Genomic DNA, 13892 nt, shown 5'->3' on the forward strand with positions numbered 1-13892 from the left:
GAGCGTGTCAGCTGCTCAGCGCTGCTTGTCGATGAAGCGGTCAGCGGCGCCGGTGGCCTTGTCGATCTTGGCCGTGTGCTTGCGGCCCGTCTTGGAGTCGACGAACGAACCGGCGCGCTGCGTCGCCTGACGCACCTTCTCCGGGTTCTGTCGCACGTACTTGCGGCCCTGGGCGATCGCCTGGGTCAGGAGGTTGATCTTCATGGCCTGAATCCTAATCGAGGGGTCTCGACGCGCCCGGGAGCAGAAGGGCCGCAAGGTCGTCGGCCGAATCGACGACGGCGGCGGCGCCCGCGTCACGCAGTTCGTCGGGTGCGGCGTAACCCCACGAGACGCCGATCGTCGCGATGCCGTGCTTCGCGGCGCCCTCGACGTCGTGCAGGCGGTCACCGACCATGACGACGTCCGCATCCGGTTCGCGCTGCAGGTGGGCCAGGGCTCGAGCGATGACGCCGGCCTTGGTGTCGCGGGGGTTCGTCACGTCGGCGCCGAAGACGCCCTCGAGGCCGCCTGCAAGGTGCGGCGCGAGGCCGAAGTGCTCGACGATTCGTCGCGCCGTCGCCTGTGGTTTCGAGGTGGCCACGGCCACGGTCGTCCCGGCGTCCGCGAGCCCGGCGAGCACGTCACGGATGCCGGGGTAGAGCTCGTTGTCGAACAGCCGGCCTGCCTCGTAGTCGCTGCGGTAGGTGGTGACGACCTCGTCCACGCGTTCGGGTGGCAGACCGATTCCTTCGAGCGAGACGCGAAACGGCGGCCCGACGAAGGAGTTGAGGACGTCGTCGCTCGGCACCTCGAGGCCGTGGTGCGTCAGGGCGGTCCGCATCGAGGAGGTGATGCCCGGCGCCGAGTCGGACAGTGTGCCGTCCAGGTCGAACAGCACGAGGCTCACTCGGGTTCCGGGGCTCCAGCGCGTCATGCGCCCATCCTCACAAACAGGCTCCGTGCACGACGAAACGGCCGCCTCACCCGAGGATGCGACGGCCGTTTCGTGCGAGCAGAGGGTCAGACGCGCGCGTACTTCGACCGTGCCGCCGAGTACACGGCGAAGGCCACGAACCCGATGCCGATGACGGCCACCATGACGGAGCCGAGCGGCTTGTCGAGCAGCGACTTCAGCGCCGTGTCGAGGCCGCCCGTGTCCTTCGGGTCGTGCGTGATGGCGCCGTTGACGAAGAACACGCCCGTGAGGACGAGGGCCAGGCCCTTGAGCGAGTACCCGATGACGCCCGACCACTCGGCCCACTTGCCCGGGTTCTTCTGCAGGTCCTCGAAGAACTTCTTCTTGACGCCCTTGACGACGTGGTAGATGCCGACTGCGACGATCACCGCGCCGGCCAGGCCCACGAGGATGACTCCGGCGGTGTTCTCCATGAGCTTGCCGGTCATCGAGGCGTTCTGCTGCTTGCTCGAACTGCTCTGGCCGCGCGCGAGCGTCATGATGCACATGCCCGAGAGCACGGCGTACGTGCCCGCTTTGGCCGCGGCCTTGAGGCGCGTCTTCGCCTCGTGGAAGGAGAGGCACGCCTCGCCGATCTGCCAGAACGCGAGCGCCGCCCAGCCGAACGCGCCGATGCCGAGCAGGACCTTGCCCCAGGTGTTCTCGGTCAACATCCCCAGCGCGCCGCCCTGGTCCGCGGAGCCACCTCCGCCCGTGGCCAGACGGACGGCGACGATGCCGATGAGCAGATGCATGACGGCGTTGGCCGCGTAGCCGATACGTGCCGCGCGCTCCACCCACGGGTGGTTGGCGGCGTCGTTAATCGCCTCCTGCGCGTCATCGGCGATGTCGGGCTTCCTCTCGCCCACGCGCTGAGCTGAAGTGTTCACGACGTCTCCTCGGTCATGGCCAGGGTGAGCACCTCGGCCTGGGGCAGCCCGGCGAGCTCCGCAGCGTCCACGATGATCTTGGCGCCGCGCACGCCGCCGCCGACGAGCACCTCGCCGCGTTCGACGACCCGCTCGTCGATGAGGAGCTTCCAGTCACTCGGCAGGCCGACGGGCGTGATGCCGCCGCGCACCATGCCGCTTTCGACCTCCGTCTCGCTTTGGTCGGCGAACGAGATCTTGCGCGCCCCGAGGTGGCGACGCACGACGCCGTTGATGTCGGCCTTGTCGGTGGCCAACACGAGGACGGCGGCCGTCGTCTTCGTCTCCCCGCGCCGGCCCGTCACGACGACACAGTTGGCGCTCGCGGCAGGGTCGACGTCGTAGGCGTCACAGAACGCAGCGGTGTCGGCCAGGTGCGGGTCGATGATCGCGACGCGCGCGCTCGGCACCGTGTTCACCGCGTCGGCAACGGGTTTCGCTACGTCGTCGAGGCGCTCGGCGATGGGCGCCCACGAGAGGTTTCCTTCGAGTGATGGCATGTGCGGATGCTACGACGGATGCGGCCTCCTGGGGTCGAGGTCAGCTGCGGCGCGCACGCATGCGCGTCAGGTCGCGTCCCCAAGGGTGAGTTCTCGGCGCGAGGTGAACACGCGAGTGCGCCCGTCGAGGGGATCGACGAACTCGAGGCGTCGCGCCAACAGCTGCAGGGGAGTGGAGTAGTCGTCGATGTCGACGGCGACCTCGCGTGGATAGAGCGGGTCGCCGCAGATCGGTACGCCGAGTCCGCTCATGTGGACGCGCAGTTGGTGGGTCCGACCGGTGCTCGGCTCGAGCCGGTAAAGGCCGACCTGGCGAGCGCGAGCGTCGTCATCGTCGCCCGCCGTGACAACGCGCCGCTCCTCGAGGTGGACGTCGGTGACGGCGTTGATCGCTGCGCCCTCCACCTCGTACGCCTGCGCGGTGCCGTGGTCCTTGCGGATGTGCGATTCCACGCGACGCGGAAGTTCCAGGTCGTCACGCAGGGGAGCGAGCGCCTCGTACGTCTTCACCGGGACGCGGGCTTCGAACATGCGCTGGTAGGGAGCTCGCCAACGCTGTTCGGTGGTGAGGACGAGTACCCCCGCCGTCAGCCGGTCGAGGCGGTGGGCCGGCCCGAGTTCAGGCAGGCCGAGCATCTCGCGCGCCTTGACGACGACCGATTGCGTGACGTGGCGACCACGGGGGATCGAGGCCATGAAGTGCGGCTTGTCGACCACGACGATCCGCTCGTCGACATGCAGGACGTCGAGCTCGAACGGAAGCTCCGGCTCGGGCCGCAGGTCACGGTGGAAGTGCACGAACGTGTGGGGACGGTAGATCTCGTCACCGTTCCAGGGGCGTCCGTCGTCGTCGACGAAACGCCCGTCGGTAAGCATCGCGTCGACGTCGACCTCTGCGGGCAGCTTGTGGCGCAGGAAGTCACGCATCGATGCCCACGGCATCGGGTTCGCGGGGTCGCGATCCGGCGTGCGCACCCACGCGGCCCGCAGCCCGTGACGCATGGGCAGCGGGGAGTGCGTTGGCATGTCGGGTGACTCAGCTCCGCTCTGCGGCAGCGGCGAGTGCGGCCAGGCCCTTGTCGAAGTCCTTCTCCACCCTCTTGTTCATGCGGAACACCGTGAAGAAGATCTTCTGCCCGACGCTCTGCGGACCGGTCATCGTCCAGCTGACGTCCGTGCCGCCGCCGGCGCTCGGACGAAGGTCGAAGACGGTCGTGTTGTCCGACGAGAACGGCTCGGTGAACGTCAGCGCGACGGTGATGCGCTCCGGCGTCGACTCGGTGATCTTCATGTGCCCGGAGCCGGCCTTCTTGTTGCCCTTCCAGGCGTAGCGGCTGCCGACCCCGTGCTCGGGGCCCTCGTATGTACGGGTCATGGTGTCGTCGAGTCCCTCCCACGGCGACCACTGCGGCCAGTTGCGGAAGTCGTCGATGAGAGCGTGGATCTGCGACGGTGCGGCGCTCGTGTGACGCGCGCGGCTCACCTTGAATTCACCCATGCGCACAGGGTAAGCGGATGCGGAGCAGAACCCGCCACGGCGCAGTCCGCCGGACTACCGTGTCGAGCATGGCTCTCATCAACGCACTCACCGGCAACGCCTCGCTCATGAAGGAGGAGAAGGCGCGCGAGCAGTACGGGCCGTGGCTGCTCGAGAACGAGCGCCTCGAGGGCGCTTTCGAACTCGTTCTCGACTCGTTCTGCCTGACGAATCTGCGCCTCATCGCCCTCGACCGGGAGGGGCCGGTCAACCCGAAGGTCGACGCCCGTTCCATCCCGCTCGCGTCGATCGTCGACGTGACTGCTCGGACGGCAGGCATCGGCATCGACGACTCGGATCTCACGGTCACCTACATCACGTCGCCCCGGCTGCGAGCACACACGGTGGAGTACAGCACCATGACCTTCACCTTCAACAAGAGCTTCGACATTGCGGGGCTGTACCGCCACCTCATGACGATCGCGCAGCGCAACTACGCGTCGCTCAACGACGCCTGACGCCTACGCTGGGCCGATGCCCGCACGAGCCGATCTCATTCCTGACGCCTTCCGCGCTCGCGTCGCGGGACGCCCGGCCGACGCCGACGGGGGAATCGACGGCGACACGTGGCTCGCGTCACTGCCGCGTCTGCTCGACGAGTGCCTGTCGACGTGGAAGGCACAGCCCGAGGGCCCCACCGCGTTCGGTGAGTGTGCACTCGTCGTCCCGGTCAGGGTCGGCAAGGAGCGCGCGTCGTTGAAGGTGACGTGGCCCTACGCGGAGGCTCGTCACGAGCACCTCGCACTGCGCGCGTGGCGCGGTACGGGCGCCGTCCGCATGAGAGCGGCCGATCCCGCGCGGTGGGCCTTGCTTCTCGAGCGCTGCGAGCCTGCCGTGCGCCTTCACGAGATGTCGGCTCTCGACGCCTGCGAGACGATCGGACTCATCCACGCCCGGCTCACCCACCCGGCATTGCCACAGCTCGACACAGCGAGCGCGTGGTGCGCCCGCATCCGGGAGCGCCTCGAGTCGTCACCGCCGCCGATGCCGCGGCGGTTCGTGCAGCAGGGCATCGCTCTCGCCCGCGACCTGCCGCAGGCTGATCGAATCGACGCCACCCTCGTGCACTCCGACCTCCACGACGACAACGTCATGCAGACCCGGCGGGCGGGCACGGTGGACGGGTTCGTCGCCATCGACCCCAAACCCCTCGCGGGAGAGCCGGCGCTCGCCGTCGCACCGCTGCTGTGGAACCGCTGGGACGAAGCTGCCGGGGCGTACAACCTGCGCAACCACCTGCGTTTTCGCGTCGACTACGCCTGCGACCCCATGGGCGTCGCACCCGAACGTGCGCGCGCCTGGAGCATCCTGCGGCTCCTCGACAACGCGTGGTGGGATGCCCACGCAGCGCTTCGGCCCGGAGCTGCGGCTCCTGACCTGACGAAGGCCGTGTCGATCATCAAGGCGATGCAGGGCTGACGGCGTTCTCCACCTCCGCGGTCGGTACATGGGCCACGGCTTCAGTCTCGGGAAGGCTGTACCAGTGCAGAGCGGGAACGGGCACGACGCACCGGGCCGGACGATGGTCGCCGAGCCACGCGCGGTACACGGCGTCAACGCGTGGCCACAGTTCGACGTCGGTGACGTAGACGCGCACCTGCGCCAAGGCGTCGCGTGGTGCACCTGCCGCCGCGGGCACCCGGTCGAGGTTGGTGAAGACAAGTTCGGCTTGCCCCTCAAGGTCCAGGTCAGTGCGCGGGGTGCCTGCCTCGTCGAGGGGGAGTTGACCCGACAGGAAGAGCAGGTCGCCGACGCGGGCGGCATGGGAGTAGTGCCCCTTCGGCGTCGGCAGATCGACGCCGCTCATCCGCCGAGCACCTCCACCATCCGGGCGGCGGACTTGTGACCCGAACCGAAGAGGGACGTCGTAGGGGCCGACGTTCTGACCGGGTCCGCCGAACCACGTCATCGTGTCCGCAACGCATCCCTTCGCGGCGAAGAGGCGCGCACGGGCGTCATCGAGACGGCCGCTCGAGCCGGCGACCGTGAGCACACCCACGCCATTGGGCACGTGCGGCCGAATCCGAAAGCCGGTGCCGTCCGAGAAGGGTTCACGCGTCGGTCGGTGGCCCATGGTTCGACGGTAACCGAGGGCACCGCCCGGACTTTCCTGATTTTGTCATCACGACCCGGCTCGCTTCTCTACCTTCGTGCCTATGGGAATCTTCCAAGGCCTCGCAGGCAACATGCAGCAGATGGACCCGCAGCAAGCACAGGCGGAGTACGCGCCGTGGCTGTTGCCGGGTGAGCAGATCCACAACGCGTTCAGGATGCTGCGTGACGGTTTCTGCATCACGAATCTCCGCATCATCACGCTCGACCACCAGGGTGCGACGGGCAAGAAGACGCGAGTGAAGTCGATCGCCCTCAACACGATCGTCGACGTGACCGCGGAGACCGCCGGCGGCGGGATGGACGACTCGGAGATCACGATCACCTTCGTCACGACACCGAGGCTTCGTTCCCACAACCTTGCCTACGACTCCTACCGGTTCGAGTTCCCCAAGAACTTCGACCTCCCCGGGCTGTACCGCTACCTCATGGGAGTGGCACAGGAGAACGTCCGCTTCATCAACCAGGACTGAGCCGGCCTCCGCGGCACGTCGTCGCGGGAAGAAGGTTCGCCATCAAGTCGGGACCGGAGTGCGGAAGTGACTGCGGCGCCGGGCAACTGAGGATTAGTGTCGGGGTTCCTGTCGTCACGCCCGTGCGGCGGGGGAGAGGTAGCAGCACATGAGCTCGGCTCGACGCGTGTGGGGGTTCGTGGCTGCACTGGCCTGGTTCGGAGTGGCACTCGACGTGACGTTGTCCGCAACCGACAACTACTCGCACGCGGAAATCGCAGCACACGCGTACGGGAACAACCCGACGGGCGCGGCCGGCGCGCTGCCGCGCGTGATCGACACCTTGAGCTACTTCACGGCGTGGTCGAACGTCGTCGTGGCGCTCGCGTTCACCCTCCTCGCGTTGCAGGCAAGGCGAGCCGCCGCGACGTCGGGGGAGAGGCCGACCGGGGACCGCTTCTCGCGCCTGGCTCGCGTGCTTCTGCTCGACGCGCTCGTGATGATCACCGTGACGGCGATCGTCTACCAGGTCGTTCTCGCGCCGGACGCGAACCCGACGGGCGTCGCTGTCGTCACGAACTTGGTCGAGCATCAGGCGGTTCCGGTGCTGTCGGTACTCGCGTGGCTCGTCGTCGGGCCCCGGCGCGCCTTCGATCGCCGGACGTTCAGCCTGTTCCTCGTCGTGCCGGTCGTGTGGGTGGTCTACATGCTCGTTCGCGGCGCGTTCATCGACGCGTACCCCTATCCCTTCGTCAACGTGTCGACGAACGGATACGCCTCGGTGGCGGTGGCGTTGTGTGCGATTCTGGCGTTCGGCCTCGCTCTGGCAGCGCTCTACACCGGGCTGGACAAGGTGCTCAGCCGGCGGCGCTGACCGTCGACAACTATCTCGATCGTCTATGCAATTTTAGGGGAGTCACGCCGCCCGGGTCGGGGCGTAGGTTGACTCCATGAGCACTCAGGACATCGACAAGGAAACGCTGAAGGCGGATCTCGTCAAGCACCTCAAGGAACAGGCGGACGCGAACAGCGAAGCCGTCGCGTTGGAGAGCCACGAGGCGCAGGCCACGGGGACCGACGAGGTCGACGTCGACGATATCTCGCACGAGGACGAAGCCGGCGACCTGCACGCGATGTACCAGGAGACCGACGACCGCCAGCAGGAGCTGATCACGACGGCCGAGAACCTCGACGTGTCCGCAAAGGAGACTGTCGAGCCAGGCGCCGTGGTGAGCTTCGGCGACGAGGTCTACCTGGTGGGCGTCGCCGTGAGCGAATTCGAATCACAAGGCCGTAGCTTCTCGGGCATCTCGACGGACGCACCGATCTACAACGGCATCAGCGGCAAGCGCGCAGGCGACACGTTCGATCTGAACGACGCGACGCAGACGATCACGTCGGTGCAGTAGCGCCACACAGAAAGGGGCTGACGAAGCAGGTGCGTGAGCACGCGTCGTCAGCCCCTTTCGACGCTCCAGTCAGTTGCCGATAATCTACATTATGTAAAGTAGAGTCAATCAGCCACTCCTCGCGAGACGCTGCGTGTGCCCCTCTCGCTCCAGTTGAGACCTCTCGCACCAGATCGGACACTGCTATAGCAAGCGCCATTTAGTCGCAGTTGATCCGATACACATGGTCAACTGTCCAACGCGAGAAGACCTGGAGGCTCCGTGAGTCGAGCGCTGCACTCCTTGCCGAGCAACGTCACGGAAACCGTGCGCGTGCTGGCGCGCCTCGATGGTCGGTTGCTCAATGTCGAGGCCAGCCGGTCGCTCACGGCAGAGCCCTTCGAGAATGCCCTCCCCATCCGCGAGTTCTTCGCCTGGCCGGGCAAGCGCAACTACGAGGGACTGTGGTGATCCTCCACGATGAAGCGGCACACCGGGTTCGAGAGCCTGCTGGAGCGGCAGTACCTACTGAGCGCAGACCATGACCCCGATGTCGTGGGCGTCTCCTCCCAGCCGCTGGCGATCCTGTGGCCCAAGGGCACGCAGGATGCAGAGGGCCGACGACTCCGCGATCACGTCCCCGACTTCTTCGTCCGGCTGAGCAACGGCGACGGACGGCTTGTGGACGTGCGTCACTCGGACAAAGCCGAGGCCCACCGGTTCGCGTTGACGGAAGCTCGGCGCTCCCGGCCAGAGTCGCGACCTCAACCTCTTCCCCCGGAAGCCCCGAGGTGGCCCGCCCCGTTCTGGGTGCCTACTGCGAGGCGATGGCGGAAGCCGGGACCCCTGTGGTCAAGGCTGAGGCTCTCCTGCCGGGCATTCGGGCAGCCCTTCGAGCGGGCTACTCCCCACGCTCGGTCCTCATCGGCCTGGGCATGTGGGACTCCGAGGGCTTTCTCAGTCCCCGGCAGATCGAGGAATGGGTCCAGAAGGCCGCGAGACACGGGCCAGAGCCCTCGCACCCGATGAGCGTCGCTGTGACCTGCTGACCGAGGGCCGGGAGCGCTACACGCGCTTCCTCGGACGCAAGGCCGTAGCCACCCCGTCCAAGGCCGACGTGCGTCGCCAGCGGTCGCTCGCGGCAATCGGGTTGTTCACGGAGGGAGCGAGGTGAGTGAACGGAACGCCGCCCCTCGGCCACGCCTGCCGGCTTCTGTCGGTGCCGCTGCCTACGATGACAAAGAGCGAGTTCGAGCACTCGCATACCTTGAAGGAGACGTAGCGGGTGTCGCGACTGACTGAACTACTGAGGCAGGCACGGAAGGCCGACAAGCAACTCGGTGACGACCTGGAGAAGGAGTTCGCAGCGCTGATGAAGCGGCGGACGTTCGGCCTGGTCTTTGAGCAGCACCAGCCCGAGGCCGTGGAGTTGCCCGGGCGCGAGGTGCGTCGGGGCGACAAGGTGCGGGTGCTCCCGCCCCGAGGTGAGGTCAAGCAGGGCGACCAGCGGCTCTGGCGGGTGGAGCGGATCGAGCGCGTCGACGGGGGTCGAGTCGCGCACCTGCTGCAACTCGATGCCGAGGAGCCAGAGACCCAGGTCGCCATCACAGACGACCTGGTGGTGGTCGCGGAGTTCAACGACCGCATCTACCCGGGTCTCGTGGAGACGGGGCGAGTGGAGCGCGGTGGGGACAGGCCCTTCCACACCGTCATCAACGCGGAGAACTACCACGCTCTGGAGATGCTCACCTACACCCATCGGGGCAAGGTCGATGCCATCTACATCGACCCGCCGTACAACACGGGTGCGAAGGACTGGAAGTACAACAACAACTACGTGGCATCAGATGACGACTACCGGCACAGCAAGTGGCTGGCGTTCATGCAGCGACGGCTGGAGGTGGCTCGGGAACTACTGAACCCAGAGGACTCCGTTCTCATCGTCACGATTGACGAGAAGGAGTATCTGAGGCTCGGGATGTTGCTGGAGCAGACCTTCCCAGAGGCGCAGACCCAGATGATCTCCACAGTCATCAACCCGAAGGGCACCGGTCGAACCGCGGGTTTTCGGCGCGTGGATGAATACATCTTCATCGTCCGGTTTGGTTCTCAGACAATCACCCCAAGCACGGACGTGAACCTGGGAAGCAAGCCTTCGGATCATTCCCCCAAGGAAGATGATGGAGCCCGCGTCGGTCTGGATTGGCAAACGTTTCGGCGTCGAGACCTTGCTTCTGCACGGGGCACCAAGAAGGGCGGGCCTAATCAGTTCTACCCCATCTACGTCAACGAGAAGACTGGGCGGATCGAAGAGATCGGGACACCGCTTCCACACCACGTCGACAGAAGTGCGGCCCCGCAAAGGCCGGGGTGTGTCGCCGTTTTCCCGATCAGGGACGACGGTATGGAGATGAACTGGGGTGCAATCGGCTCGACCTTCCGCGCCCGATTGGAGGCCGGACACGCCCGCGCCGGGGCTGCCCAGCCAGACAAGCCACAACGGTATGTGATCCAATATCTGAAGACGGGCGTTATCAAGGACATCGAAGCGGGTCGAGCCGTCGTAGAAGGGTTCGCGCAGGACGGGTCAGTGATCGCTTACTACGAAGACGCTGCGGCGAAGGTTCCTCCGACCCAGTGGAACGTGCGCTCTCACAGTGCCGAACACGGGGGGACCGGAGTCTTGAAGGCTCTCCTTCCTGGGAGGACCTTTCCCTTCCCCAAGTCCCTGTTTGCAGTCGAGGATGTGCTGCGCCTGGTCGTCGGCCACAAGAAAGAGGCCATCGTCCTCGACTTCTTCGCAGGTTCGGGCACCACCGCGCACGCCGTGATGCGGCTGAACGAGCAAGATGGCGGCGCGCGCCAGTGCATCTCGGTCACGAACAACGAGGTCAGCGCTGAAGAGCAGCGTGGCCTGCGAGTGCAGGGTCTACGTCCTAGTGATCCCGACTGGGAAGCGCTCGGCATCTGCGACTACATCACCAAACCGCGCCTGACTGCCGCGATCACCGGGCAGACGCCGGACGGGGAGCCGATCATGGGTGAATACAAGTTCACGCACGAGTTTCCGATGCGTGACGGGCTTGAGGAGAACGTCGCCTTCTTGACGTTGACCTACGAAGCCCCGTTATCTGTCCGTCACAACCGCGCCTTTGAGCGGATCGCTCCGATGCTGTGGATGAGAGCAGGGTCGCAGGGTCGGATCATCACTGATCTGGGTGAGGACGGCTGGGACGTGGCCGAGACGTACGGGGTGCTGGAGAACCTGGATCAGGCTGGAGACTTCGTGGTCCGGGTGGCTGAGGAGGAGTTGGTGAGCACGGCGTTCATCATCACGGACGACGACTCGGCGTTCCAGATGGTGTGCCGCGACTTGCCCAGTGCGGTGCTTCCGGTGCGGCTGTACGAGTCGTACTTGCAGAACTTCATGCTGAGGGGTGGTCGCTGATGCGCTTCACGTTGAAGGACTACCAGGGCGAGGCTGTCCGGGACGTGCTGCGGAACTTGGACCAGGCTCGGGACATGTACCACCGCTTCGGGTCGCTGTCACAGTTCTCTTTGACGGCGACGACCGGCGCGGGCAAGACCGTGATGGCTGCTGCGGTGATCGAGGCGCTCTTCTTTGGCAACGACGAGTTCGACTTTGAGGCCGACGCTGGAGCGGTCGTGCTGTGGTTCTCCGATGACCCATCGCTGAACGAACAGAGCCGGGCGCGGTTGCAGGAGGCAGCGAGCGAGTTGGACTCGCGACTGCGGGTCATCGAGGCGACGTTCTCCGAGCCCTCGTTGCGTCCGGGTCACGTGTACTTCCTGAACACGCAGAAGTTGTCGAAGAACTCGCGCCTGGTGCGAGGCGAGCCGACCCCACTGCCCGGGCAGGAGCGGCTGTTCCAGCCGCGTCCGGATGAGATGCAGTCCTCGATCTACGACGTGATCACCAACACGGTCGAGAACAAGGACCTCACGCTGTACTTCGTGCTGGACGAAGCCCACCGTGGGATGGGGACGACGAGTAAGGACCGCTCCACCATCGTGCAGCGGCTGATCAACGGCCACGGCGCGGTGCCGCCCATGCCGGTGGTGTTCGGCATCTCGGCCACGGTGGAGCGGTTCGAGTCCGCGATGAAGGACGCGAAGGGTCGGACTGCGCTGCCTTCGGTGGAGGTGGACTCCGCTCTGGTGCAGGCGTCGGGGCTGTTGAAGGACGACATCGTTCTGAGCATCCCGACCGAGCAGGGGGTCTTCGACACGGTGCTCCTGCGTCGGGCAGTGGAGAAGGTCCGGGCCTCGACGGCGGCGTGGCTGGCGTATGCCGATGAGCAGGAGGAGGCCGATCCGGTCATCCCGCTGCTGGTGGTGCAGGTGGGTGACAAGCCCACCCACGAGACGCTCGTGCGGACGCTGGACACGATCTACGACGCCTGGCCCGAACTCGGCCCCGACGCCGTGGCCAACGTCTTCGGTGAGCACCAGGACCTGCTGGTCGGCCAGCAGGGTGTGCCCTACATCGAGCCGCAGCAGGTGCAGGACGCAAAGCACGTGCGGGTGCTGCTGGCGAAGTCTGCGATCTCCACGGGCTGGGACTGCCCGCGCGCTGAGGTGCTGGTCTCGATGCGTCCTGCGAAGGACCGGACCCACATCACCCAGTTGCTGGGGCGGATGATCCGCACCCCGCTGGCACGACGTATCCCGGGCAATGAGTTGCTGAACTCGGTGGACTGCCTGCTGCCGTTCTTTGACCGCAAGACCGCCACGGGCGTGGCCGAGATGCTGATGAAGGGAGCGACCTCCAAGGACGAGGAGGACAGCGACACCGGAGGTGGCGAGGGTCGCCGCGTGCTGTTCGACCCGGTGGACCTGCACCCCAACCCGAAGGTGCCTGCGGAGGTCTGGGAGACCTTCGCCGCCCTTCCCTCGGTGACGATCCCCAAGAAGGGCGTCAAGCCGATCCGCAGGCTCACCGCGCTGGCCACGGCGCTGTCCAAGGACAGCCTGGTCGAGGAGGCGGTGGAGAAGGCCCACAAGCACCTCCACGCTGTGCTGGACGGTCGGGCGGTGCAGCACAAGGAGAAGGTCGCTCAGGCCCGGCAGGACGTGCTCACGATGAGCGGTGAGGAGGCCCGGGGCCGGATCGGCGGCGGGTTCTCCTACAAGTCGTTCCAGGAGTCGGCGGACCCGCGTGCCATCGAGGACTCCTACCGGGCCGCTGCGCGCGTCCTGAGCCCCGCCCTGTGCTCGTCCTACGTCGACCACCTGGTCGGCCCGGACGGTGATGATGACGACCTCCTGGAGGCCAACATCACTGTCGCTTCGCTCGGGCGGGTGGCTGAGATCGCAGAGGCTGTGGAGTCCGAGGCCGACGATCTCGCGCGGACCTGGCTCAACCAGACCCGTGTGGCCCGCAAGGGTCTTTCGGACGAGCGGCAGGCGGAGTACGACCGACTGGAGGGCATGTCCACCCAACCTGAACGCATCTCCCTGACCGTGCCCAAGGCAGCCCAGGCCGAGACGATGGTGCGTGATAAGGACGGGACCGAGAGCCCGTTGGAGACCCGCCTCATGCACCTCATGGCGGCTGAGGACGGCTCCTACCCGATCACCCTCAACGAGTGGGAGCGCAAGGTCCTGGATTCCGAGGCCAAGCAGCCCGGCTTCAAGGGCTGGTACCGCAACCCCGCCCGTGCCACCAAGGAGTCGCTCGCCATCGCCTACCGCGAGGACTCTGGCACCTGGAAGGCAGTCCGTCCCGACTTCATCTTCTTCGGCACCGACCACACCGGCCAGGTCGTCGCGGACCTCGTGGACCCCCACGGCCATCACCTCTCCGACGCCCTGCCCAAACTGCGCGGCCTGGCGGCGTTCGCGGAGAAGTACCACGGCGAGTTCCGCAGGATCGAGTCCGTGGCCGAGACCGCAGGAACCATGCGCGTCCTCGACCTGACCAAGCACCACGTCCGGCAGGCCATCCGGGACGCCAAGACGGCCAAGGGGCTCTACGAGTCCGGCGTGGCGAGCGACTACTGAGAGGAGTGGGCAC

Annotated in this window: 15 protein-coding genes; 8 read left to right on the forward strand and 7 right to left on the reverse strand. The window is 66.4% G+C overall.

Annotated features, from left to right (window positions below; genetic code table 11):
• Positions 1-15: 15 nt before the first annotated feature.
• The 6 genes from EVU97_RS03620 to EVU97_RS03645 form a co-directional block, all read right to left on the reverse strand.
• A complete protein-coding gene (locus tag EVU97_RS03620) occupies positions 16-204 on the reverse strand; it encodes an antitoxin (protein ID WP_118912359.1) in 189 nt (62 codons plus the stop codon).
• 10 nt (positions 205-214) lie between these two features.
• Positions 215-916: an HAD hydrolase-like protein gene (locus EVU97_RS03625; RefSeq protein ID WP_129663578.1), complete on the reverse strand. Its 702-nt coding sequence runs from the start codon at positions 914-916 to the stop codon at positions 215-217.
• An 86-nt stretch (positions 917-1002) separates the two neighbouring features.
• Positions 1003-1827 carry a DUF1206 domain-containing protein gene (locus tag EVU97_RS03630; protein ID WP_129663580.1) on the reverse strand — a complete coding sequence of 275 codons (825 nt, stop codon included), beginning with the start codon at positions 1825-1827 and terminating at the stop codon, positions 1003-1005.
• The gene (locus EVU97_RS03635) at positions 1824-2366 is read right to left on the reverse strand and encodes a YbaK/EbsC family protein (protein WP_129663582.1); all 543 of its coding nucleotides are present in this window, start codon (positions 2364-2366) and stop codon (positions 1824-1826) included. Before EVU97_RS03635 ends, EVU97_RS03630 begins: the two co-directional genes overlap by 4 nt.
• A 66-nt stretch (positions 2367-2432) precedes the next feature.
• Positions 2433-3392 (reverse strand): pseudouridine synthase, encoded by a 960-nt coding sequence (locus EVU97_RS03640; RefSeq protein WP_129663584.1) that lies wholly within the window; start codon positions 3390-3392, stop codon positions 2433-2435.
• Between the two features lie 10 nt (positions 3393-3402).
• Positions 3403-3864 (reverse strand): SRPBCC family protein, encoded by a 462-nt coding sequence (locus tag EVU97_RS03645; RefSeq protein WP_129663586.1) that lies wholly within the window; start codon positions 3862-3864, stop codon positions 3403-3405.
• A 68-nt stretch (positions 3865-3932) separates the two neighbouring features.
• On the opposite strand from EVU97_RS03645, the gene EVU97_RS03650 reads away from it, so the two are divergent.
• Both EVU97_RS03650 and EVU97_RS03655 read left to right on the forward strand, forming a co-directional pair.
• Positions 3933-4361, forward strand: a complete 429-nt coding sequence (locus tag EVU97_RS03650; protein ID WP_129663588.1) for a PH domain-containing protein — start codon at positions 3933-3935, stop codon at positions 4359-4361.
• Between the two features lie 16 nt (positions 4362-4377).
• Positions 4378-5322, forward strand: coding sequence for an aminoglycoside phosphotransferase family protein (locus EVU97_RS03655; RefSeq protein ID WP_129663590.1), 945 nt, complete (start codon positions 4378-4380; stop codon positions 5320-5322).
• Here the strand turns inward: EVU97_RS03655 and EVU97_RS03660 are convergent.
• Complete coding sequence (locus EVU97_RS03660) at positions 5303-5710, reverse strand: RidA family protein (protein ID WP_129663592.1); 408 nt, start codon at positions 5708-5710, stop codon at positions 5303-5305. The two genes, EVU97_RS03655 and EVU97_RS03660, sit on opposite strands and share 20 nt — an antisense overlap.
• Before the next feature lie 349 nt (positions 5711-6059).
• Between EVU97_RS03660 and EVU97_RS03665 the strand changes: the two genes are divergently transcribed.
• The 6 genes from EVU97_RS03665 (at position 6060) to EVU97_RS03690 (ending at position 13879) form a co-directional block, all read left to right on the forward strand.
• The gene (locus tag EVU97_RS03665) at positions 6060-6488 is read left to right on the forward strand and encodes a PH domain-containing protein (protein ID WP_118912351.1); all 429 of its coding nucleotides are present in this window, start codon (positions 6060-6062) and stop codon (positions 6486-6488) included.
• 148 nt (positions 6489-6636) lie between these two features.
• A complete protein-coding gene (locus EVU97_RS03670) occupies positions 6637-7341 on the forward strand; it encodes a Pr6Pr family membrane protein (protein WP_129663594.1) in 705 nt (234 codons plus the stop codon).
• Between the two features lie 76 nt (positions 7342-7417).
• A complete protein-coding gene (locus tag EVU97_RS03675) occupies positions 7418-7876 on the forward strand; it encodes a hypothetical protein (RefSeq protein ID WP_129663596.1) in 459 nt (152 codons plus the stop codon).
• A 261-nt stretch (positions 7877-8137) separates the two neighbouring features.
• The gene (locus tag EVU97_RS15105; protein ID WP_205744855.1) at positions 8138-8326 is read left to right on the forward strand and encodes a hypothetical protein; all 189 of its coding nucleotides are present in this window, start codon (positions 8138-8140) and stop codon (positions 8324-8326) included.
• An 814-nt stretch (positions 8327-9140) separates the two neighbouring features.
• Positions 9141-11303: a site-specific DNA-methyltransferase gene (locus EVU97_RS03685; RefSeq protein ID WP_129663598.1), complete on the forward strand. Its 2163-nt coding sequence runs from the start codon at positions 9141-9143 to the stop codon at positions 11301-11303.
• A complete protein-coding gene (locus EVU97_RS03690; protein ID WP_129663600.1) occupies positions 11303-13879 on the forward strand; it encodes a DEAD/DEAH box helicase in 2577 nt (858 codons plus the stop codon). Before EVU97_RS03685 ends, EVU97_RS03690 begins: the two co-directional genes overlap by 1 nt.
• Positions 13880-13892: the final 13 nt, after the last annotated feature.

Source organism: Dermacoccus sp. 147Ba (assembly GCF_004151355.1).
GTDB classification, from domain to species: domain Bacteria; phylum Actinomycetota; class Actinomycetes; order Actinomycetales; family Dermatophilaceae; genus Dermacoccus; species Dermacoccus abyssi.

Bases quoted from the DNA above. Each gene is read 5' to 3' on its own strand.
- EVU97_RS03670 (WP_129663594.1), top strand. From the start codon at position 6,637: ATGAGCTCGGCTCGACGCGTGTGGGGGTTCGTGGCTGCACTGGCCTGG.
- EVU97_RS03690 (WP_129663600.1), top strand. From the start codon at position 11,303: ATGCGCTTCACGTTGAAGGACTACCAGGGCGAGGCTGTCCGGGACGTG.
- EVU97_RS03635 (WP_129663582.1), bottom strand. From the start codon at position 2,366: ATGCCATCACTCGAAGGAAACCTCTCGTGGGCGCCCATCGCCGAGCGC.
- EVU97_RS03675 (WP_129663596.1), top strand. From the start codon at position 7,418: ATGAGCACTCAGGACATCGACAAGGAAACGCTGAAGGCGGATCTCGTC.
- EVU97_RS03620 (WP_118912359.1), bottom strand. From the start codon at position 204: ATGAAGATCAACCTCCTGACCCAGGCGATCGCCCAGGGCCGCAAGTAC.
- EVU97_RS03640 (WP_129663584.1), bottom strand. From the start codon at position 3,392: ATGCCAACGCACTCCCCGCTGCCCATGCGTCACGGGCTGCGGGCCGCG.
- EVU97_RS03650 (WP_129663588.1), top strand. From the start codon at position 3,933: ATGGCTCTCATCAACGCACTCACCGGCAACGCCTCGCTCATGAAGGAG.
- EVU97_RS03625 (WP_129663578.1), bottom strand. From the start codon at position 916: ATGACGCGCTGGAGCCCCGGAACCCGAGTGAGCCTCGTGCTGTTCGAC.
- EVU97_RS03665 (WP_118912351.1), top strand. From the start codon at position 6,060: ATGGGAATCTTCCAAGGCCTCGCAGGCAACATGCAGCAGATGGACCCG.
- EVU97_RS03645 (WP_129663586.1), bottom strand. From the start codon at position 3,864: ATGGGTGAATTCAAGGTGAGCCGCGCGCGTCACACGAGCGCCGCACCG.
- EVU97_RS03655 (WP_129663590.1), top strand. From the start codon at position 4,378: ATGCCCGCACGAGCCGATCTCATTCCTGACGCCTTCCGCGCTCGCGTC.
- EVU97_RS03660 (WP_129663592.1), bottom strand. From the start codon at position 5,710: ATGAGCGGCGTCGATCTGCCGACGCCGAAGGGGCACTACTCCCATGCC.